This is a genomic window from Promicromonospora sp. NPDC110617 (assembly GCF_055598465.1).
The window spans coordinates 141,442-155,105 of sequence record NZ_JBVKBM010000004.1 but is presented as its reverse complement, the minus strand read 5'-3'; the positions used below and the strand labels follow the sequence as shown (position 1 = coordinate 155,105).

Annotated in this window: 15 protein-coding genes; 3 read left to right on the top strand and 12 right to left on the bottom strand. The window is 73.8% G+C overall.

The genetic code is table 11. The annotated features are described in order from the left end of the window. Positions 1 to 21 precede the first annotated feature (21 nt). Positions 22 to 1,611, bottom strand: coding sequence for a glycosyl hydrolase family 18 protein (locus ACZ7LE_RS22510; RefSeq protein ID WP_470405465.1), 1,590 nt, complete (start codon positions 1,609 to 1,611; stop codon positions 22 to 24). 545 nt (positions 1,612 to 2,156) lie between these two features. Here ACZ7LE_RS22510 and ACZ7LE_RS22505 point away from each other — a divergent pair. Then, the gene (locus ACZ7LE_RS22505) at positions 2,157 to 4,283 is read left to right on the top strand and encodes a helix-turn-helix transcriptional regulator (RefSeq protein ID WP_470405464.1); all 2,127 of its coding nucleotides are present in this window, start codon (positions 2,157 to 2,159) and stop codon (positions 4,281 to 4,283) included. A gap of 7 nt (positions 4,284 to 4,290) precedes the next feature. Here the strand turns inward: ACZ7LE_RS22505 and dtd are convergent, their stop codons facing one another. The 8 genes from dtd to ACZ7LE_RS22465 all read right to left on the bottom strand — a co-directional run bounded on the left by dtd (position 4,291) and on the right by ACZ7LE_RS22465 (position 10,461). Continuing rightward, positions 4,291 to 4,716, bottom strand: a complete 426-nt coding sequence (gene dtd / locus ACZ7LE_RS22500; protein WP_377228330.1) for a D-aminoacyl-tRNA deacylase — start codon at positions 4,714 to 4,716, stop codon at positions 4,291 to 4,293. Continuing rightward, a complete protein-coding gene (locus ACZ7LE_RS22495; RefSeq protein ID WP_470405463.1) occupies positions 4,713 to 5,783 on the bottom strand; it encodes an asparaginase in 1,071 nt (356 codons plus the stop codon). The genes dtd and ACZ7LE_RS22495 overlap by 4 nt, the downstream gene beginning before the upstream one ends. Continuing rightward, the gene (locus tag ACZ7LE_RS22490; protein ID WP_470405462.1) at positions 5,777 to 6,103 is read right to left on the bottom strand and encodes a DUF2516 family protein; all 327 of its coding nucleotides are present in this window, start codon (positions 6,101 to 6,103) and stop codon (positions 5,777 to 5,779) included. Before ACZ7LE_RS22490 ends, ACZ7LE_RS22495 begins: the two co-directional genes overlap by 7 nt. Before the next feature lie 48 nt (positions 6,104 to 6,151). After that, on the bottom strand, positions 6,152 to 7,078 hold the full coding sequence (locus tag ACZ7LE_RS22485) for a permease prefix domain 1-containing protein (RefSeq protein WP_470405461.1): 927 nt from the start codon (positions 7,076 to 7,078) through the stop codon (positions 6,152 to 6,154). Next, on the bottom strand, positions 7,078 to 7,419 hold the full coding sequence (locus ACZ7LE_RS22480) for a PadR family transcriptional regulator (protein WP_377243464.1): 342 nt from the start codon (positions 7,417 to 7,419) through the stop codon (positions 7,078 to 7,080). The genes ACZ7LE_RS22485 and ACZ7LE_RS22480 overlap by 1 nt, the downstream gene beginning before the upstream one ends. 67 nt (positions 7,420 to 7,486) lie before the next feature. Beyond that, positions 7,487 to 8,602, bottom strand: coding sequence for an FUSC family protein (locus tag ACZ7LE_RS22475; RefSeq protein ID WP_470405460.1), 1,116 nt, complete (start codon positions 8,600 to 8,602; stop codon positions 7,487 to 7,489). Between the two features lie 33 nt (positions 8,603 to 8,635). After that, positions 8,636 to 9,787, bottom strand: a complete 1,152-nt coding sequence (ygfZ, locus tag ACZ7LE_RS22470; RefSeq protein WP_470405459.1) for a CAF17-like 4Fe-4S cluster assembly/insertion protein YgfZ — start codon at positions 9,785 to 9,787, stop codon at positions 8,636 to 8,638. A 53-nt stretch (positions 9,788 to 9,840) separates the two neighbouring features. Further along, the gene (locus tag ACZ7LE_RS22465; protein WP_470405458.1) at positions 9,841 to 10,461 is read right to left on the bottom strand and encodes a heme-binding beta-barrel domain-containing protein; all 621 of its coding nucleotides are present in this window, start codon (positions 10,459 to 10,461) and stop codon (positions 9,841 to 9,843) included. 150 nt (positions 10,462 to 10,611) lie between these two features. Between ACZ7LE_RS22465 and ACZ7LE_RS22460 the strand changes: the two genes are divergently transcribed. After that, complete coding sequence (locus ACZ7LE_RS22460; protein ID WP_397397796.1) at positions 10,612 to 10,971, top strand: DsrE family protein; 360 nt, start codon at positions 10,612 to 10,614, stop codon at positions 10,969 to 10,971. Here the strand turns inward: ACZ7LE_RS22460 and ACZ7LE_RS22455 are convergent. Both ACZ7LE_RS22455 and ACZ7LE_RS22450 read right to left on the bottom strand, forming a co-directional pair. Then, complete coding sequence (locus ACZ7LE_RS22455) at positions 10,968 to 11,408, bottom strand: DUF4395 domain-containing protein (protein WP_470405457.1); 441 nt, start codon at positions 11,406 to 11,408, stop codon at positions 10,968 to 10,970. The genes ACZ7LE_RS22460 and ACZ7LE_RS22455 overlap by 4 nt on opposite strands. Further along, positions 11,405 to 11,842, bottom strand: coding sequence for a TlpA family protein disulfide reductase (locus ACZ7LE_RS22450; RefSeq protein ID WP_470405456.1), 438 nt, complete (start codon positions 11,840 to 11,842; stop codon positions 11,405 to 11,407). Before ACZ7LE_RS22450 ends, ACZ7LE_RS22455 begins: the two co-directional genes overlap by 4 nt. A gap of 244 nt (positions 11,843 to 12,086) precedes the next feature. Between ACZ7LE_RS22450 and ACZ7LE_RS22445 the strand changes: the two genes are divergently transcribed. Then, on the top strand, positions 12,087 to 12,746 hold the full coding sequence (locus ACZ7LE_RS22445) for a YceI family protein (RefSeq protein WP_377236196.1): 660 nt from the start codon (positions 12,087 to 12,089) through the stop codon (positions 12,744 to 12,746). A 23-nt stretch (positions 12,747 to 12,769) separates the two neighbouring features. Here the strand turns inward: ACZ7LE_RS22445 and ACZ7LE_RS22440 are convergent, their stop codons facing one another. After that, complete coding sequence (locus tag ACZ7LE_RS22440) at positions 12,770 to 13,510, bottom strand: hypothetical protein (protein WP_397397790.1); 741 nt, start codon at positions 13,508 to 13,510, stop codon at positions 12,770 to 12,772. Between the last annotated feature and the right edge of the window lie 154 nt (positions 13,511 to 13,664).

Sequence of the window (13,664 nt, the reverse complement as noted above, 5' to 3'; positions counted from 1 at the left end):
CGTGCCGCAGGGTGCCTCAGGTCAGCAGGCGCCCAGGTCCTGCCACACGCCCCACTCCCCCGTGGTCCCGGGCGTCTCGCCCTGGGTCCACCACTTGGCGCGCCACTCGTGGCCGCCGTGCGAGACGGTGTTGCCGCCCACGTAGACGGCGGACGCGGTCCAGGCGGCCGAGGTGCAGGCGTCGCCCGGCGGGTCGGTCGGCGGGTCCGTGGGATCCGTCGGCGGGTCGGTCGGGTCCGTCGGGTCGGTCGGGTCGCCGCCCTCCACGGGACCCGGGGTGCCGGAGCCGAGCACGTTCCACAGCGCGCCGGTCAGCGCGCCGGAGCGGTCACCCGACAGGTCCCACCACATGGCGCCGCCGAGCCCCTCGGACCGGATGTAATGCGCCTTCTTGGCGACCGACTGGTCGTTGTCGTAGGACCACCAGGTGTTGCCGTCGTGCCGCCAGGCGGCGCCGAGGTTCGCGTCGTAGTACCCGGTGCCCACGTTCTTGATCACGTCGTAGTCGTTGATGCCGGCCTCCCACTGGCCGGGAGCTGCGCCGGTCGCCGTGCCCCACGCCGCGGACGACGTCGCGCCGGTCCAGCCGCGGCCGTACATCGCGAGGCCGAGGCCGAGCTGCGCGGGGTCGATCCCGGCGTCCGTGTACGTCCGCACGGCGAGGTCCGCGCTGAACTGCCGGGCCTCCTCCCGCGGGTCGGCGGGGTCGTGGTAGAGGTTGCCCTGGTGGCCGGTGAGTGCCGGGTCCCAGGCGCCGTGCAGGTCGTAACCCTGGACGTTGCCGAAGTCGAGGTAGTCGAAGACCTCGGGGTCGTTCCAGCCGCCGTCCTCGACGTCCGCCGGGTTGGCGGGCAGGAACGCCGAGAGCTCGTAGTCCTTGCCCGTCGTCGCGCCGAGGGCGTCGAGCTGCTCACGGAACTCGGCGAGCAGCAGCTTGAAGTTGCGCGCGTCGTTGGCCTCGTCGACGTGGTTGCCCACGTTGCCGTTCTGCGAGCCGGGCCACTCCCAGTCGATGTCGAACCCGTCGAAGACGCCCGCCGCGGCGCCGGTGCCGCCGCGCCCGTCGATCACCGGCAGGTTGCCCTTGATGAACATGTTGACGCAGCTGGAGACGAACTTCTGGCGCGAGGCGTCCGTCGCGGCCGCCAGCGAGAAGTTCTTGGACCAGGTCCAGCCGCCGATCGACATCAGCACCTTGAGGTCGGGGTGCTTGGCCTTGAGCTGCTTGAGCTGGTTGAAGGACCCGGCCAGGGGCTGGTCCCAGGTGTCGGCCGCGCCGGAGACCGAGTTGGCCGCCGTGTAGCCCATGCCGTAGTCGGCCCACGCGTCACCCGCGCCGTCGGACCCGTTGGGACCCTCGCCCTGCGCCTTGTTGGCCTCGAAGCACTCGAGGTTCTGGTGGTGGATGTTGGCGAAGGCGTAGTTGATGTGGGTCAGCTCGTCGGCCACGCCGGACGTGTCGAGCTGCTTGACCTGGTAGCCGCGGCCGTACACGCCCCACTGCGTGAAGTAGCCGACGCTGCGGAAGCCGTTGATGGCCGAGGTGCTCGCGCCGGCAGCCGCGGTCTCGACCTCGGCCGCGTTCGCGTCCCGCAGGCCCACGCCTGCCACGGCGGCGGAGGCTGCCACCGCGAGCGCGGCGACCCCCGCAAGTATTCGTCGGGTGGTCTTACTGGCACCTGATAGCGGTTGGTACGTCGAGTCCATCGTCTTCCCTCTCTGGTCCGGTCGTCGATCCGGCAACGGTGGTCGCGCTGGTCATGCTCCGTTAAAAGTAAGGAAACCTGCGTTAACGGGAAATAAGGGGATTCCACACGGTGGGACTACGTAGTGATACGGGGCGGTCGACGCCGGGTTGTTTCGGTGTGAAACCTTCGCCACCGAAACAACGTCGTGCGGTATCAGGTACTCGAACGGCACGAGGCGGGGCAGGATCCCAGGGTCGGGGCCACATCGCAGCAAAAGTCGCACGCCCAGGTTGATGCGGGTGAAACGTGTGGCGGTCATACTTGCGAGCACCGTGAACGAATCCGGGAGGCTCGACGATGACCGCGCTGCCGCAGCAAGTCGTTTTTCCGCTCCCCCTCGGTGACCGCACCGTGGCCCCTCACGTCGCGTGCGAGCTCACGCGCGTGGTGGGTGACGAACCTGGATGTGTGGACCAGACAGCACGGATGCTCGACGAGGAGCATCTGGTCGGGACGGCGCTGATGCCGGACCCGCTGCCTGCCGCACGTGCGGTCCGCGAGGCCGTAGGCCCGCTCGGCCTCGACGACGACGCACGCCGTGTGCTGCTCGTCGCCGCCGTCGCCGTGGTGGACCGCACCGAGCTGTTGCTCGCCGCGTCGGGCACAGACATCGACACCCTCATGGCCGGCCCCGCCGGTCGCCACCTCCACCTCGTGGGCGGCCGGTTCCGCTTCCACCATCCGCGCGTCCGGTCGGTGGTGCACGACGACGCCGACCTCGCCTCCCGCACCGCCGCCCACGTCGCGCTGGCGGAGGTGCACCGCAGGGCCGACGAGCCGCTCATCGCGATGTGGCACACGGCCCTGAGCACGCTCGCGGGCGACCCGCTGCTCGCGGACGGCCTGGTCGAGCTCGCCGAGCAGCACCTCGCGCGCGGCGACGTCCACCGCGCGCACGAGGTGGCGCGCGAGGCCGCGAGCCACGGCACCGACCGGGTGCGGTCGCGCGCCTTCGCGGTGGCCGGGCGGGCGGCGCTGTGGGCGGGGCACGTGCACGACGCCGTCGTGTACCTCCGCCGCGCGACCAGCCCCTCGGACGCCGGCTCGTCCGCGGCCGGCGCGCCCGACGCCGCCCGCTCGCTCGGTGTGGCGCTGGCCCTCCTGGACGGCCGGCCCGACGCCGTCGTCCCCGAGGACGCCGCCGGACCCGACCGCGCCGCGATCGCCGCCGCCCGCAAGACGATCCGCCTGCTCGACGGAGCGCCCGGCGAGGCCGCCGCGATCCTGTCGGAGGTGGCCGAGCTGGCCCCGGCGCGCCAGCCGGGCTGGTGGTTCGACGGGCCGGACGAGGCCCTGACCCCGCTCGCCGAGGCGCACCTCCGGGTGGCGCAGTCATACCTGGCGCTGCGGCTCGGCAACATCACCGAGGCGGCCTCGGTGCTCGACGACGCCGTCGAGCGCCTGCCCGTGGCCCTCGCCTTCGGCGGGCTCGGGATCGCGCTCGCACGCCGGCTCGACCTGGTCCGCGACGGGCACCTCCGGCGGCCGACCGCCGCCCTCGAGGCGTCGGTACCCGGCCAGGTCGCACCCGTGGTGCGGGCCGCCACGCTCGGCGACCGCGCCCAGACCGCCGTCTTCGACGGGCGCTGGGTGGAGGCCGCGACCCTGCTCGGGCTCGCGGCCGAGCGCGGCGGCGACGAGCTGCGGCGCCTCTGGCTGCCCACGCCCGACCCGGTGGAGCTGCTGGTGCTCGCCGGGCAGGACCGGGCCGCGCGCCGCTCCCACGAGCGGCTGCGGCTCCGGGTGCTGCCGTCGGTGGGCTCCGACGCGGGCGGTTATCCGGCCGGGGCCGGGCACGCCGGGACCGGGCACGCCGGCCATCCGGGGACCGGTCCCGGGATCGCCGGGCCCGGCATGTCGGGCGGGGGCTTCTCGGGCGGGCCCATGCGGCGCCGTCGGCTCGATCTCGCGCGCGCCGAGCTCGCGCTCGCCGACGCGTCCGGCGTGAACCGGGCGCGCGAGCGCGCGGTGGAGGCGTCGCTGCGCGTGGGCTCGACGTTCGAGCGGGGCCTCACGGAGCTGGTCGCCGCCCGTTCGTTCGCGCGGCTGGGCCTGCCCGGCGACGCAGCCGCGCACCTGCTCGGCGCCCACGAGCTGTTCGAGGAGTCGGGCGCCAAGGCGTGGGAGCACATCGCCGAGCAGGCCCTCACCACACCGGGGTTCGTCCGCGAGTCACCGGCCCAGGCGGGCCCGGCGCCCGGGGACGGCGGCGGCCGCGTCCGCGCCGCCGAGGTTCCCCCGCGCCACCCCGACGTCGGCCGCGCGCGCCGGGACCCGGCGGGGCCGGTGCCGACCGAGTCACCGGGCGAGCCGGTCGTCGACGTCGGCGAGGAGCTGTGCGGGCAGTGGACCGACCTGCTCACGGAGCGGGAGCTGGACGTCGCGCGGCTCGTGGTGCAGGGCCGCACCAACCGGCAGGTCGCCGCGAACCTCTACGTGTCGGTCCGCACCGTGGAGGTGCACCTGGGGCGGGTGTTCCGCAAGCTCGGGGTGCGCTCCCGCACGGAGCTGGCGGTGCTGGCCCTGCGCGGGTAGGCCCGGCTCAGGCCTCCAGGAGGATGGTCACCGGACCGTCGTTGACCAGCTCCACCTGCATGTCGGCGCCGAACCGGCCCGTCTCGACCGTCAGGCCGCGCTCGCGCAGCGCGGCCACGACGGCGTCCACGAGCGGTTCGGCGACCGGCCCCGGCGCCGCCTGGTTCCACGTGGGGCGGCGCCCCTTGCGGGCGTCGCCGTAGAGCGTGAACTGGCTGACGACGAGGACCGGCGCGCCCAGGTCGGCCACCGACTGCTCGTCCTGGAGGATGCGCAGGTCGGCGATCTTGCGGGCGATGGTCTCGACCTGCGCCGGCCCGTCGTCGTGCGTGACGCCGACCAGGGCGAGGATGCCGGGCTTGTCGATGGCGCCCACCACCTCGCCGTCGACCACCACGGACGCGCGGGTGACGCGCTGGAGCACCGCCCTCACCGGCGGCCCTCGGCGTACTGGTCGGCGAAGACGGCCCGGACCTCGCCGACCGGCCGGCCGCCGCCGAGCACCGGGATGCGGCCCAGCCCGTCCAGGCCACCGGGGTACACCCCCGGCAGGCCCGCCGCACCGGCGGCGCGCAGCGCGGCCGCGAGGATGGCGGGACGTGCCCGGGCGGAGCCGTCGAGCACCTTGAACGCCAGCGCGGAGCCGTCGGGCAGCCCGGCGGCGTAGACGCCCTCCGCGCCGTCCTTCGCGACCAGGCCCGGTACGGCCTGCATGGCGAGCGTGACGTCGCGGCCGGTGCCGCCCACCATGTCGGGGTGCGCGGAGATGGCGCGGGCGGCGCGCGCCTCGTGCGAGCGGACGTCCTCCGTCGGCGCCGCGCCCAGGGTCGAGAAGGCGCGCGCCAGGCCGAGCAGCGTCGTGGAGAACAGGGGCGCGCCACAGCCGTCGACGGTGGTGTGCATGACGAGCTCGGTGTCGCCGGTCAGCTCCAGGATGGTGCTGCGGACCGCCCGCTGCAGCGGGTGCTCGGGCGACAGGTACGTCTCGATGTCCCAGCCCTGCGTGAGGCAGGTGGCGAGCATCGCCGCGTGCTTGCCCGAGCAGTTCTGGGCGAGCGGCGCCGGGCCGGGCCCGCCGTCGTGCGGCGCGATGTGCCAGTCGAGCGCGGCCGGCGGGTAGAGCGGCAGGTCGGGGGTGTTCTGGAGCGCTCCGGAGCCGAGGCCGACGGAGCCCAGGATCTGCAGCACGCCCTCCAGGTGGAACTGCTCGCCGTTGTGGCTCGCCGAGGCCAGCGCGAGCAGCCGGTCCGGCAGCTCCAGGCCCGCGCGCAGCATCGCGAGGAGCTGGAGCGGCTTGAGCGACGACCGCGGCCAGACCGGCGTGGTCGGGTTGCCCACCTGGAGCACCGGCCGGCCGGACGGGTCCAGCACCACGAGGTGCCCCAGGTGGACCGACTCCACGAGGTCGCCGCGGATCACCTCGGCCAGCGGCGCGGCGCCGTCGAGCACCGCGTCCGACGTCGAGGCCGCGCGGCCGACCGCCATCGGCGCGCTCACCATCCGCCCTGCGGACCGCGCGGCTTGTTGCCCGTGCCGTACGGCAGCAGGCGGGGGCGCACGTCGGCCCAGTAGACGATGGCCGGGACCACCGCGATCACGTTCAGGAAGGAGTTGGCCGTGATGAAGCTCGGCGGCAGCCCCAGGAGGCCGAAGACGGCGGCCACGCCGAGGATCGCGAGCCAGATCGGCTTCGAGAGCTTGCCCTCGGACGTGTAGGCGTGGGCGGGACGACGGATCGCGTCGACCAGGGCGATGACCTGGACCGCGAAGACGATGACGCCCAGCACGATGAAGACGAACGTTTGGAGAGCTCCGAACACAGCACGAGCCTACGGCAACCGGGACGGCGTCTCGCCTGGTCCGGGTGCTCAGCCGGCCCGGGGCGCGTCGTCCTCGTGCTTGGCCCCGAACAACATGGTGGCGAGCATCAGCATGAACACCACCCAGCCGAGCACACCGGGGAGCCACACCCAGGACCAGCTCACCGTCGTGCCGACGACGAGCGCGACGACGCCCGTCAGGCTCCACACCACCACGGTGTAGATGCCGAAGCGTGCGGCGGCCGCCGGGTCGCGGTCGAACCGGGTCCCCGCCTCCGCGTGCACGGTCTCCTCCGCCAGCGCCCACTGCTTCTTCCGGTTGGTGGTCGTCGCGGCGAGCCACGAGAGCAGCACCACGCCGGCCACGAGCACGAGCCCGTCCAGGACGAGCCACCCGTTGGTCCCGCCGAACAGGTGCACCAGGGCGAGCAGGGCGCCCACGAGCACCAGGCCCCAGCCGACGCCGAACAGCGCGGCCCGCCGGCGGGGCACCGGGTGGCTGGCCGTCGTCTCCTGGCTCAGCGAGCCGCCCACGACGGCGCCGAGCGCGAGCCCCGCCACCAGCGCGAGCGCCGTGGGCAGCAGCGGTCCGAGCTCCCCGTGCGCGTACCCGACGGCCGCGAACGCCGTGCCCACCACGCTCGCCGCGAGCACGATCGACAGCAGCACCACGGCCGCGACGAACGCTCCGGACGCCGGGACCCGGTTCCGGGCCATCAGCTCGTACGCGGACGGCGCGGGCCGCCCGGCCGCACGCGGGCCCGCGTCCGCCTCGTCGACCAGCGCGCGCACGTCGCCGAGCTCGCCGACCGCGCGCCGCGCGGCGTCGTCGGGCGCCACGCCGCCCGCGGTCAGCTCGGCCACGCGGTCCACGAGGTTCGCCCGGATCTCCTCCTTGAGGTCCTGCACGTCAGGGGTCGTCGGGATGCCCGCGAAGGCTTCGTCCAGCAGGCGGTGCACCGAGGTGTTCGTCATCAGGAACCTTTCAGGTCGAGGAGGGAGTCGATGGTGCGTCGCGTGGCCACCCACGCGTCCACGTTGCGCCGGTACACGGCACGACCCGCGTCGGTGATGCGGTAGTACTTGCGGCGTCCGCCCTGGGACTCGTCGCCCCAGTACGCCTCGACCAGGCCGTCCTTCACGAGCCGCCGGTAGGCCGCGTAGAGCGTGGCCTCCTTGATCTCGTGGTCGCCGCCGGTCGCGTCGCGGATCTGCTTGTAGATCTCGAAGCCGTAGCGATCCCGGGCGCGCAGCACCCCGAGCACGATCGTGTCGGTGTGCCCGCGCAGGAGGTCGGCGGCGAAGGGGTCTATCACGCCAACTACTGTATCTGATCAAGTACCTGACGACAACAAGTTCTGTGCACAGCCTGTGGACAACCGGCTACAGCTCGGGCAGCGCCGCGCGCGCCTCGCCCGGGGTCGCCCCCGTGGCCTCCAGCGTGTCGACGACGGGCGAGCGCAGCAGCATCACCAGGGACTGCACCTGCCAGTCGCCCTCGCCCACGGTCCGCGGGTCCACCTGGGCGGCCACCGTGGCCAGCACCTCGCGCGCCCGCGCGGCGTCGCCCCCGGAGCCGACGTCGGAGGCCAGGAGCCGCACGCCCGACGCGAAGCCCTCGACCAGACCGGCGACGGGCCGGACGTCGTGCTCCCCCTCGACCACCGGGAGCACCCGGCGGGCCAGCACCCGCACCGACCGCATGGTCCGGTCCACGAGCACCGCCTGGTCCTCCAGCCGGGCGAGCTCGCCGCGGTGGATCCGCCCCACGGAGATCCGCGCCAGCTCGCGCGCGTCGCGCGCGGCCTCCTGCCACTCGGCGAGCACCGGCTCCGAGGCCCGGCCGCGCACGAGGGCCGCCCGGACGTCGTCCGCGTCGTCCGAGCGCAGGCCGCGGGCGAGCGTCTCCAGGGTCTCGGCGAGCTCGGTGACGGCCTGCTCGGCAAGAGCCCGCGGACGGCGCCGGGTGTCGCCGGGCGTGAGCAGCGCGACCGTGAGCGCGACGGCGCCGCCGACCAGGGCGTCGGTCCACCGGCCGAGCGGCCCGCCGGACACCTGGGGCAGGCCCACCACGATGATCGCCTGGACGCCGGCCTGCGTGACCAGGAGCGCGCCCCGGTCGATGAACCGCGCGGCGACGGCGGAGATGAACAGGACCAGGCTGAGCTGCCACCAGCCCGAGCCGATCAGGTGCACGATCAGGTCGCCCATCGCGACGCCGACCGCCACGCCCACGGCCATCTCGGAGACCCGGCGCACGTCCCGCTGCGCGGTGAACCCGAGCAGCACCCACGCCGCGACCGGCGCGAAGAACGGCTGCTCGTGCCCCAGGACGTACCGTGCGATCAGGTACGCGACCCCGGCGGCGAGCGACGCCTGAGCGATCGGGATCAGGCTCGCCCGCGCCCGGGTCCAGCCCTGGCGCAGCCGGGTGCGCAGCATGAGCGTGCGCATGGCCTTGCGCCACATCTCGTCGGCCGGGCCGGGCAGTGAGGTCACGGTGGCATCCTGCCATCCGCCCTCAGGCGTACGTCAGATGAGGCTGGCCGGGCCGCGCAGGCCGGGGGTCAGGGGCCCGTGGGACTCCGGACGGTCCACCGACATGCCGTCGCCGGGTACCACGATCTCCTGCGCCGCCGACACCTCGATGCCCTGCCCCGAGACCTCGCCGGACACGATGAGCTCGACGTCCTCCGGGACGTTCCGCTTGAGCACGGCCAGCCCGATCGGGCCCAGCTCGTGGTGGCGCGCCATCGAGGTCAGCGTGCCCACGACCTTGCCGGGCGCGCCGTCCGCCGACGGGAGGCGCACCTCGGCGCCGGCCTCCGGGAGCAGGTGCTGCGAGCCGTCGAGGTGCAGCATCACGAGCCGACGCGGCGGGCGGCCGAGGTTGTGCACGCGCGCGACCGTCTCCTGCCCGCGGTAGCAGCCCTTGTTGATGTGGACGGCGGTGCGCAGCCAGTCGAGCTCGTGCGGGATGGTGCGGCCGTCGACCTCGCGCGCGAGGCGCGGGCGCCAGGCCTCGACCCGCAGGGCCTCGGTGGCCCAGGTGCCGGCGAGCGGCCAGCCCGCGGCCTCGCGGGCGGCGACCTGCGCCTCCAGCTCGGCGCGCGGCACCAGGACGAGCCGCCAGGGCCGCATCGCGCCGGGGTGCTCGCTCTCGGCCGGCCCGTAGCGCGTGCCGCCGCCCACGACGTTCGGCCAGGCGTCGTGCCAGGTCACCGGCTCACCTTCGGCACCCTCCGCGGCCACGGGCTCGCCGATGGCCGCCCACTCGTCGGTGGCGTCCGTGATCTCGACGCGGAGCATGAACTTCATGCGGTCCAGCCAGCCGGCCAGGGCCGGCGCGGACTCGCGCTCGGTGATCAGCCAGGTGGCCTCGCCGTCGTCCACCACGCCGGCGACGTGCTCGACGTGACCCTGCGGCGACAGGACCAGCAGCTCGGTGCTGGTCCGGGGTGCCAGGCCCTCGAGCTGCTGGGACGTGATCGAGTGCAGCCAGCTCAGCCGGTCCGGGCCGGCGACGCGCACGATCCCGAGGTGCGACTGGTCCACCACGGCGCCGCCGCGCGACAGCGCGCGCTGCTCGGCCGTCGGGTCGCCGTAGTGCCAGGCGACCCCGGCGTCGGGCCCGGCGGCGGCGACCGCGCCGCGCCGGCTCAGCAGGGGGCTCTCGTAATCCATGCTCACCTCTGGTGCAGCGTCGGGGACCGGCGGGGCATTCCCGTCCGGCTCTGTTACTGCCGGTCCAGCTCGGCCGAGGCGTACGAGCGCAGCGGCTCGCCGAACGCGGCGAGCTCCTCCACCCACAGCAGGCGGCCCTGGACCAGGCCGTACAGCCGCTTCGACGCCCGCACCTCGGACGCCGTCGACGTCCGCGCGATCGCGTCCGAGGCCAGGTCGATCCGCCCGTTGCCCACGGCGCCGATGTAGACCGTGATGCGCCCGGAGGCGTCGGCCACGAGCACCTCGAGCGCGTGCTTGTTCTCCTCGAGGCCGTCGGGGCGGTCCGAGGACACACGCCAGTAGCCGGTCTCGGTGGACCAGACGGTGCCGGCCTCGCCGACCTCGGCGTCCGGTCCGGCGGACTCCGCCGGGTCCGACTCCGTCGGGTCCGGCACCGGTGCCGGCCACTCGCCGTCGTCGGGCAGCTTGTCGGGGACGACGCTCTCGAGCACCCGCAGCGTGGACTCGAACCGCAGGTACGGGCCGCCGTCGTGGTCGAAGACCAGGTCCTGCACGAAGGTCTTCTTGCCGACGCCGGGGTAGTCGATCACACCCTCACCGCGCCAGCGGCCGACCAGCCAGGCCAGCGGGTACACGTCGGGCGAGAGCCCGTCGGGAAAGGTGAACGTCATCAGCGCTGGCCGGTGTACAGCTTGTAGACGACGTAGCCGGCGAACCAGGCGACCGCGACTGCGACCGCCACGATGAGGCCGGTGAAGATGAGCTCAAGGGCATGGATCGACATGGTGCCGATCCTAACGTCCACGGCCTACAGTCGGCCCATGCGTCCGCTCGTGATCAAGACCACCTCAGGCCTCGACCGTCCCGAGGCCACCAACCAGGCCTTCACCGTCGCCGCGGCGGCCGTCGCGTCGGGCGCGGAGGTGAGCCTCTGGCTCACCGGCGAGTCGGCGTGGCTCGCGCTGCCCGGCCGCGCGGCCGAGCTGGAGCTGGAGCACGCGACGCCCCTGCCCCAGCTCATCGAGGTGGTCCTGGGCGCCGGCACCGTCACGGTGTGCACGCAGTGCGCGGCACGCCGGGACATCACCGAGGCGGACGTGCTGCCCGGCATCCGGATCGCGGGCTCGGCGCTGTTCACCGAGGAGATCCTGCGGGACGACGCCCAGGCGCTCGTCTACTAGGCGCGAACCAGGCCCGAGCGGCGCAGCAGCAGGTACAGCTCGCACCCGAGGCACAGCCCGACGACGGCGTTGAGCGCCGCCGCGACGAACGCCGCCGCGGCCGCGATCGGCACGGCCGGAAGCACCCCGAAGAAACCGAGGATCACGCCGACACCGGTGACGAAGAGGCCGACGCCCTGCGCGAAGCGCGGCGGGCGGCGGTCCTCCATCTCCGTGGGCGGGCTCAGCCGCGGCCGCACGAACCGCTTGTAGAGCAGGCCCTGCCACGAGCCCTCGGCGCCGCGCAGCGTGCCGAGCAGGAAGCTCAGCATGATGAACGTCAGCAGCCACAGCCCCGCGGTGCTCGCGCCCAGCAGCACGACGGCGGCCAGCAGCACCGCGGTGATGCTCGCCCCGACGCGCGGCCCCCGCGGGTCGATCCCCTTGCCGGCGTTCATGAGTGCGCCTCCCCCTCTGTCTCCAGCGCCCCTGCCGGAACCCGGCTCAGCGCCTGCCGCGCCTGCGTGTCGGACACCACGCCGCTCATCCGGGCCACCTCGCGGCCGCCGCCGTCGACCACGAGCACCGTGGGCGTGCGCAGCACGCCGAGGGTGCGGACCAGGTCGAGGTGGTCGTCCACCAGCACCTCACGGTGCTCGACGCCGGAGGTCGAACCGGTCAGACCGCCCAGGACCCGGGACGTGGACCGGCACGCGGCGCACACCTCGGCCGAGAACTGCACGAAGGTCACCCGGTCGGCGAGCGCGATCCCCGAGGAGGCCCAGTCGATCCCGACGGGCGTCTCGCGGGGCGCACGGACGGCACCCTGACGTGCCGACCACCACACGCCGAGCGCGGCAGTACCGAGCACCAGGACGACGAGTGCGATCACCTGTCCCAACATTCGCCCCACCCTGCCGTGCCTCGCTCGTCCAGACAAGTCCTCGTCCGCGATATGGATCCACCATGAGGCCGGTCACAGTGCGGGGCCCTGACCTTCTCGCGTGCCCGCCCACATGATTCCCTGGTCTGCACAACCCGTCGGAGCAGTATTTCTCGTGCCGAAATGCCACCCGAGCCGGCGACCCCCCGGTGGTAGCGTGCATGCATCCGCATATATAGGAGAATTGTCTAGGATGGAAGTTTTGCCAACTCGTACGTGGAATGGTCTGACCATCCCGGCGGCCGGGGTGTACCAGATCGACCAGAATCACAAGCGGCTCGGCTTCCTCGCCATGCACATGATGGTCAGCCCCGTCCGCGGCGAGTTCGCCGAGGGCGAGGCGACGGTCACCGTCGGCGAGGACCCCCTCGCCTCGCAGGTGACGTGCACCATCCAGGCGGCGTCGGTCGACACGCACGTGGGCGAGCGCGACACGCACCTGCGCAGCGCGGACTTCCTGGACGTCGAGAACCACCCGACCATCGAGTTCCGCAGCACCGGGTTCCGGATGCGCACCCAGGTGGACCCGATCTTCTCGTGGGCCCGGCTCAAGGCGGGCACCGCCGGCCGGCGGCCGCACGACCCGATGCAGGCGGACGGCTCGTTCACCAAGTTCGTCATGGACGGCCTGCTCACCGTGCGCGGCGTCACGCGCCCGGTCACCCTGGAGTGCGAGTTCGGCGGCGTGGGGCACGACCCCTACGGCCAGGACATCTTCGGCTTCCACGGGAGCTGCGAGATCGAGCGCGAGGAGTGGGGCCTGCTCTGGAACGTCGCGCTCGAGGCGGGCGGCGTGCTGGTGGCCAAGAAGGTCCGCATCGAGATCGCCGGCGAGATGATCCGCCAGTCCTGACCGCGGCCCGGCCGAGGGTCACCTCAGAGGATGACCATCCGGCCCACGACGAACACGAAGATGCCGCACACCGCGACGGGCAGCGCGCTCGCCGAGAGCCCGGCCAGCCGCGCGCCGCGGGCGGGCAGCCGCTCCAGCAGCAGGTGCAGCGCCCCGACGACGACTCCGGCGACCAGACCGCACCACAGCCCGCTCACGGTGTCGATGTTGGGCAGCAGCGTCCCGGCCGCGCCGCCCACCACGACAGCGGCGATCGCGGAGATCCCGAGCGCCACCCAGCCGCGCACCGGCAGCGCCGCGACGGCGGCGGCCACCGCGAGCGCGACCGCGCTCGTGACGACGAGCGCGGCCCCGGCGTCGGACCGGGCGGCGGCGATCCAGCCCGAGGCGGCGATCGCCGCCACGACTCCGGCCACGGTGCCCGACACGGACTCCGTGAGCTGGGGGCGCCCGTCGCGGCGCAGCATCTGCGCGATGAAGGCGAGCACCACCGCGCCCGCCAGCACCATCGGCAGGTGCCGCAGCACGGGCTCGCCCTGGGTGAGGTAGGTCGCGGCCGCTCCGCCGACGCCGCAGAGCGCGACGACCACCCGGGTGCTCCCCGAGGCGGGCAGGCGCAGCAACGACGGCCAGCCCAGCGCGACGAGGACCGCCAGGACCACGGCTGCGCCCACGAGGGGCAGGGGCCGGGGCTGGACGTAGGACGCGGCGGCGACGAGGGCCGCGAGCGCGGCGGTCGTCACGGCGCGGGTGGAGACGGACACGGCTCAGAGTTTTCCAGAGACTGACCGAGTTGCCTCAATCGCAGCCCGGGGCGCCGCCGTTCGGGCCAGTTCCCGGGCGTTCTCGCGGGCCTGGGCGAGACGAGCAACACCCGCGTCATGCGAACGTCACGGGTCCTGACCAGCATGGTGGTGC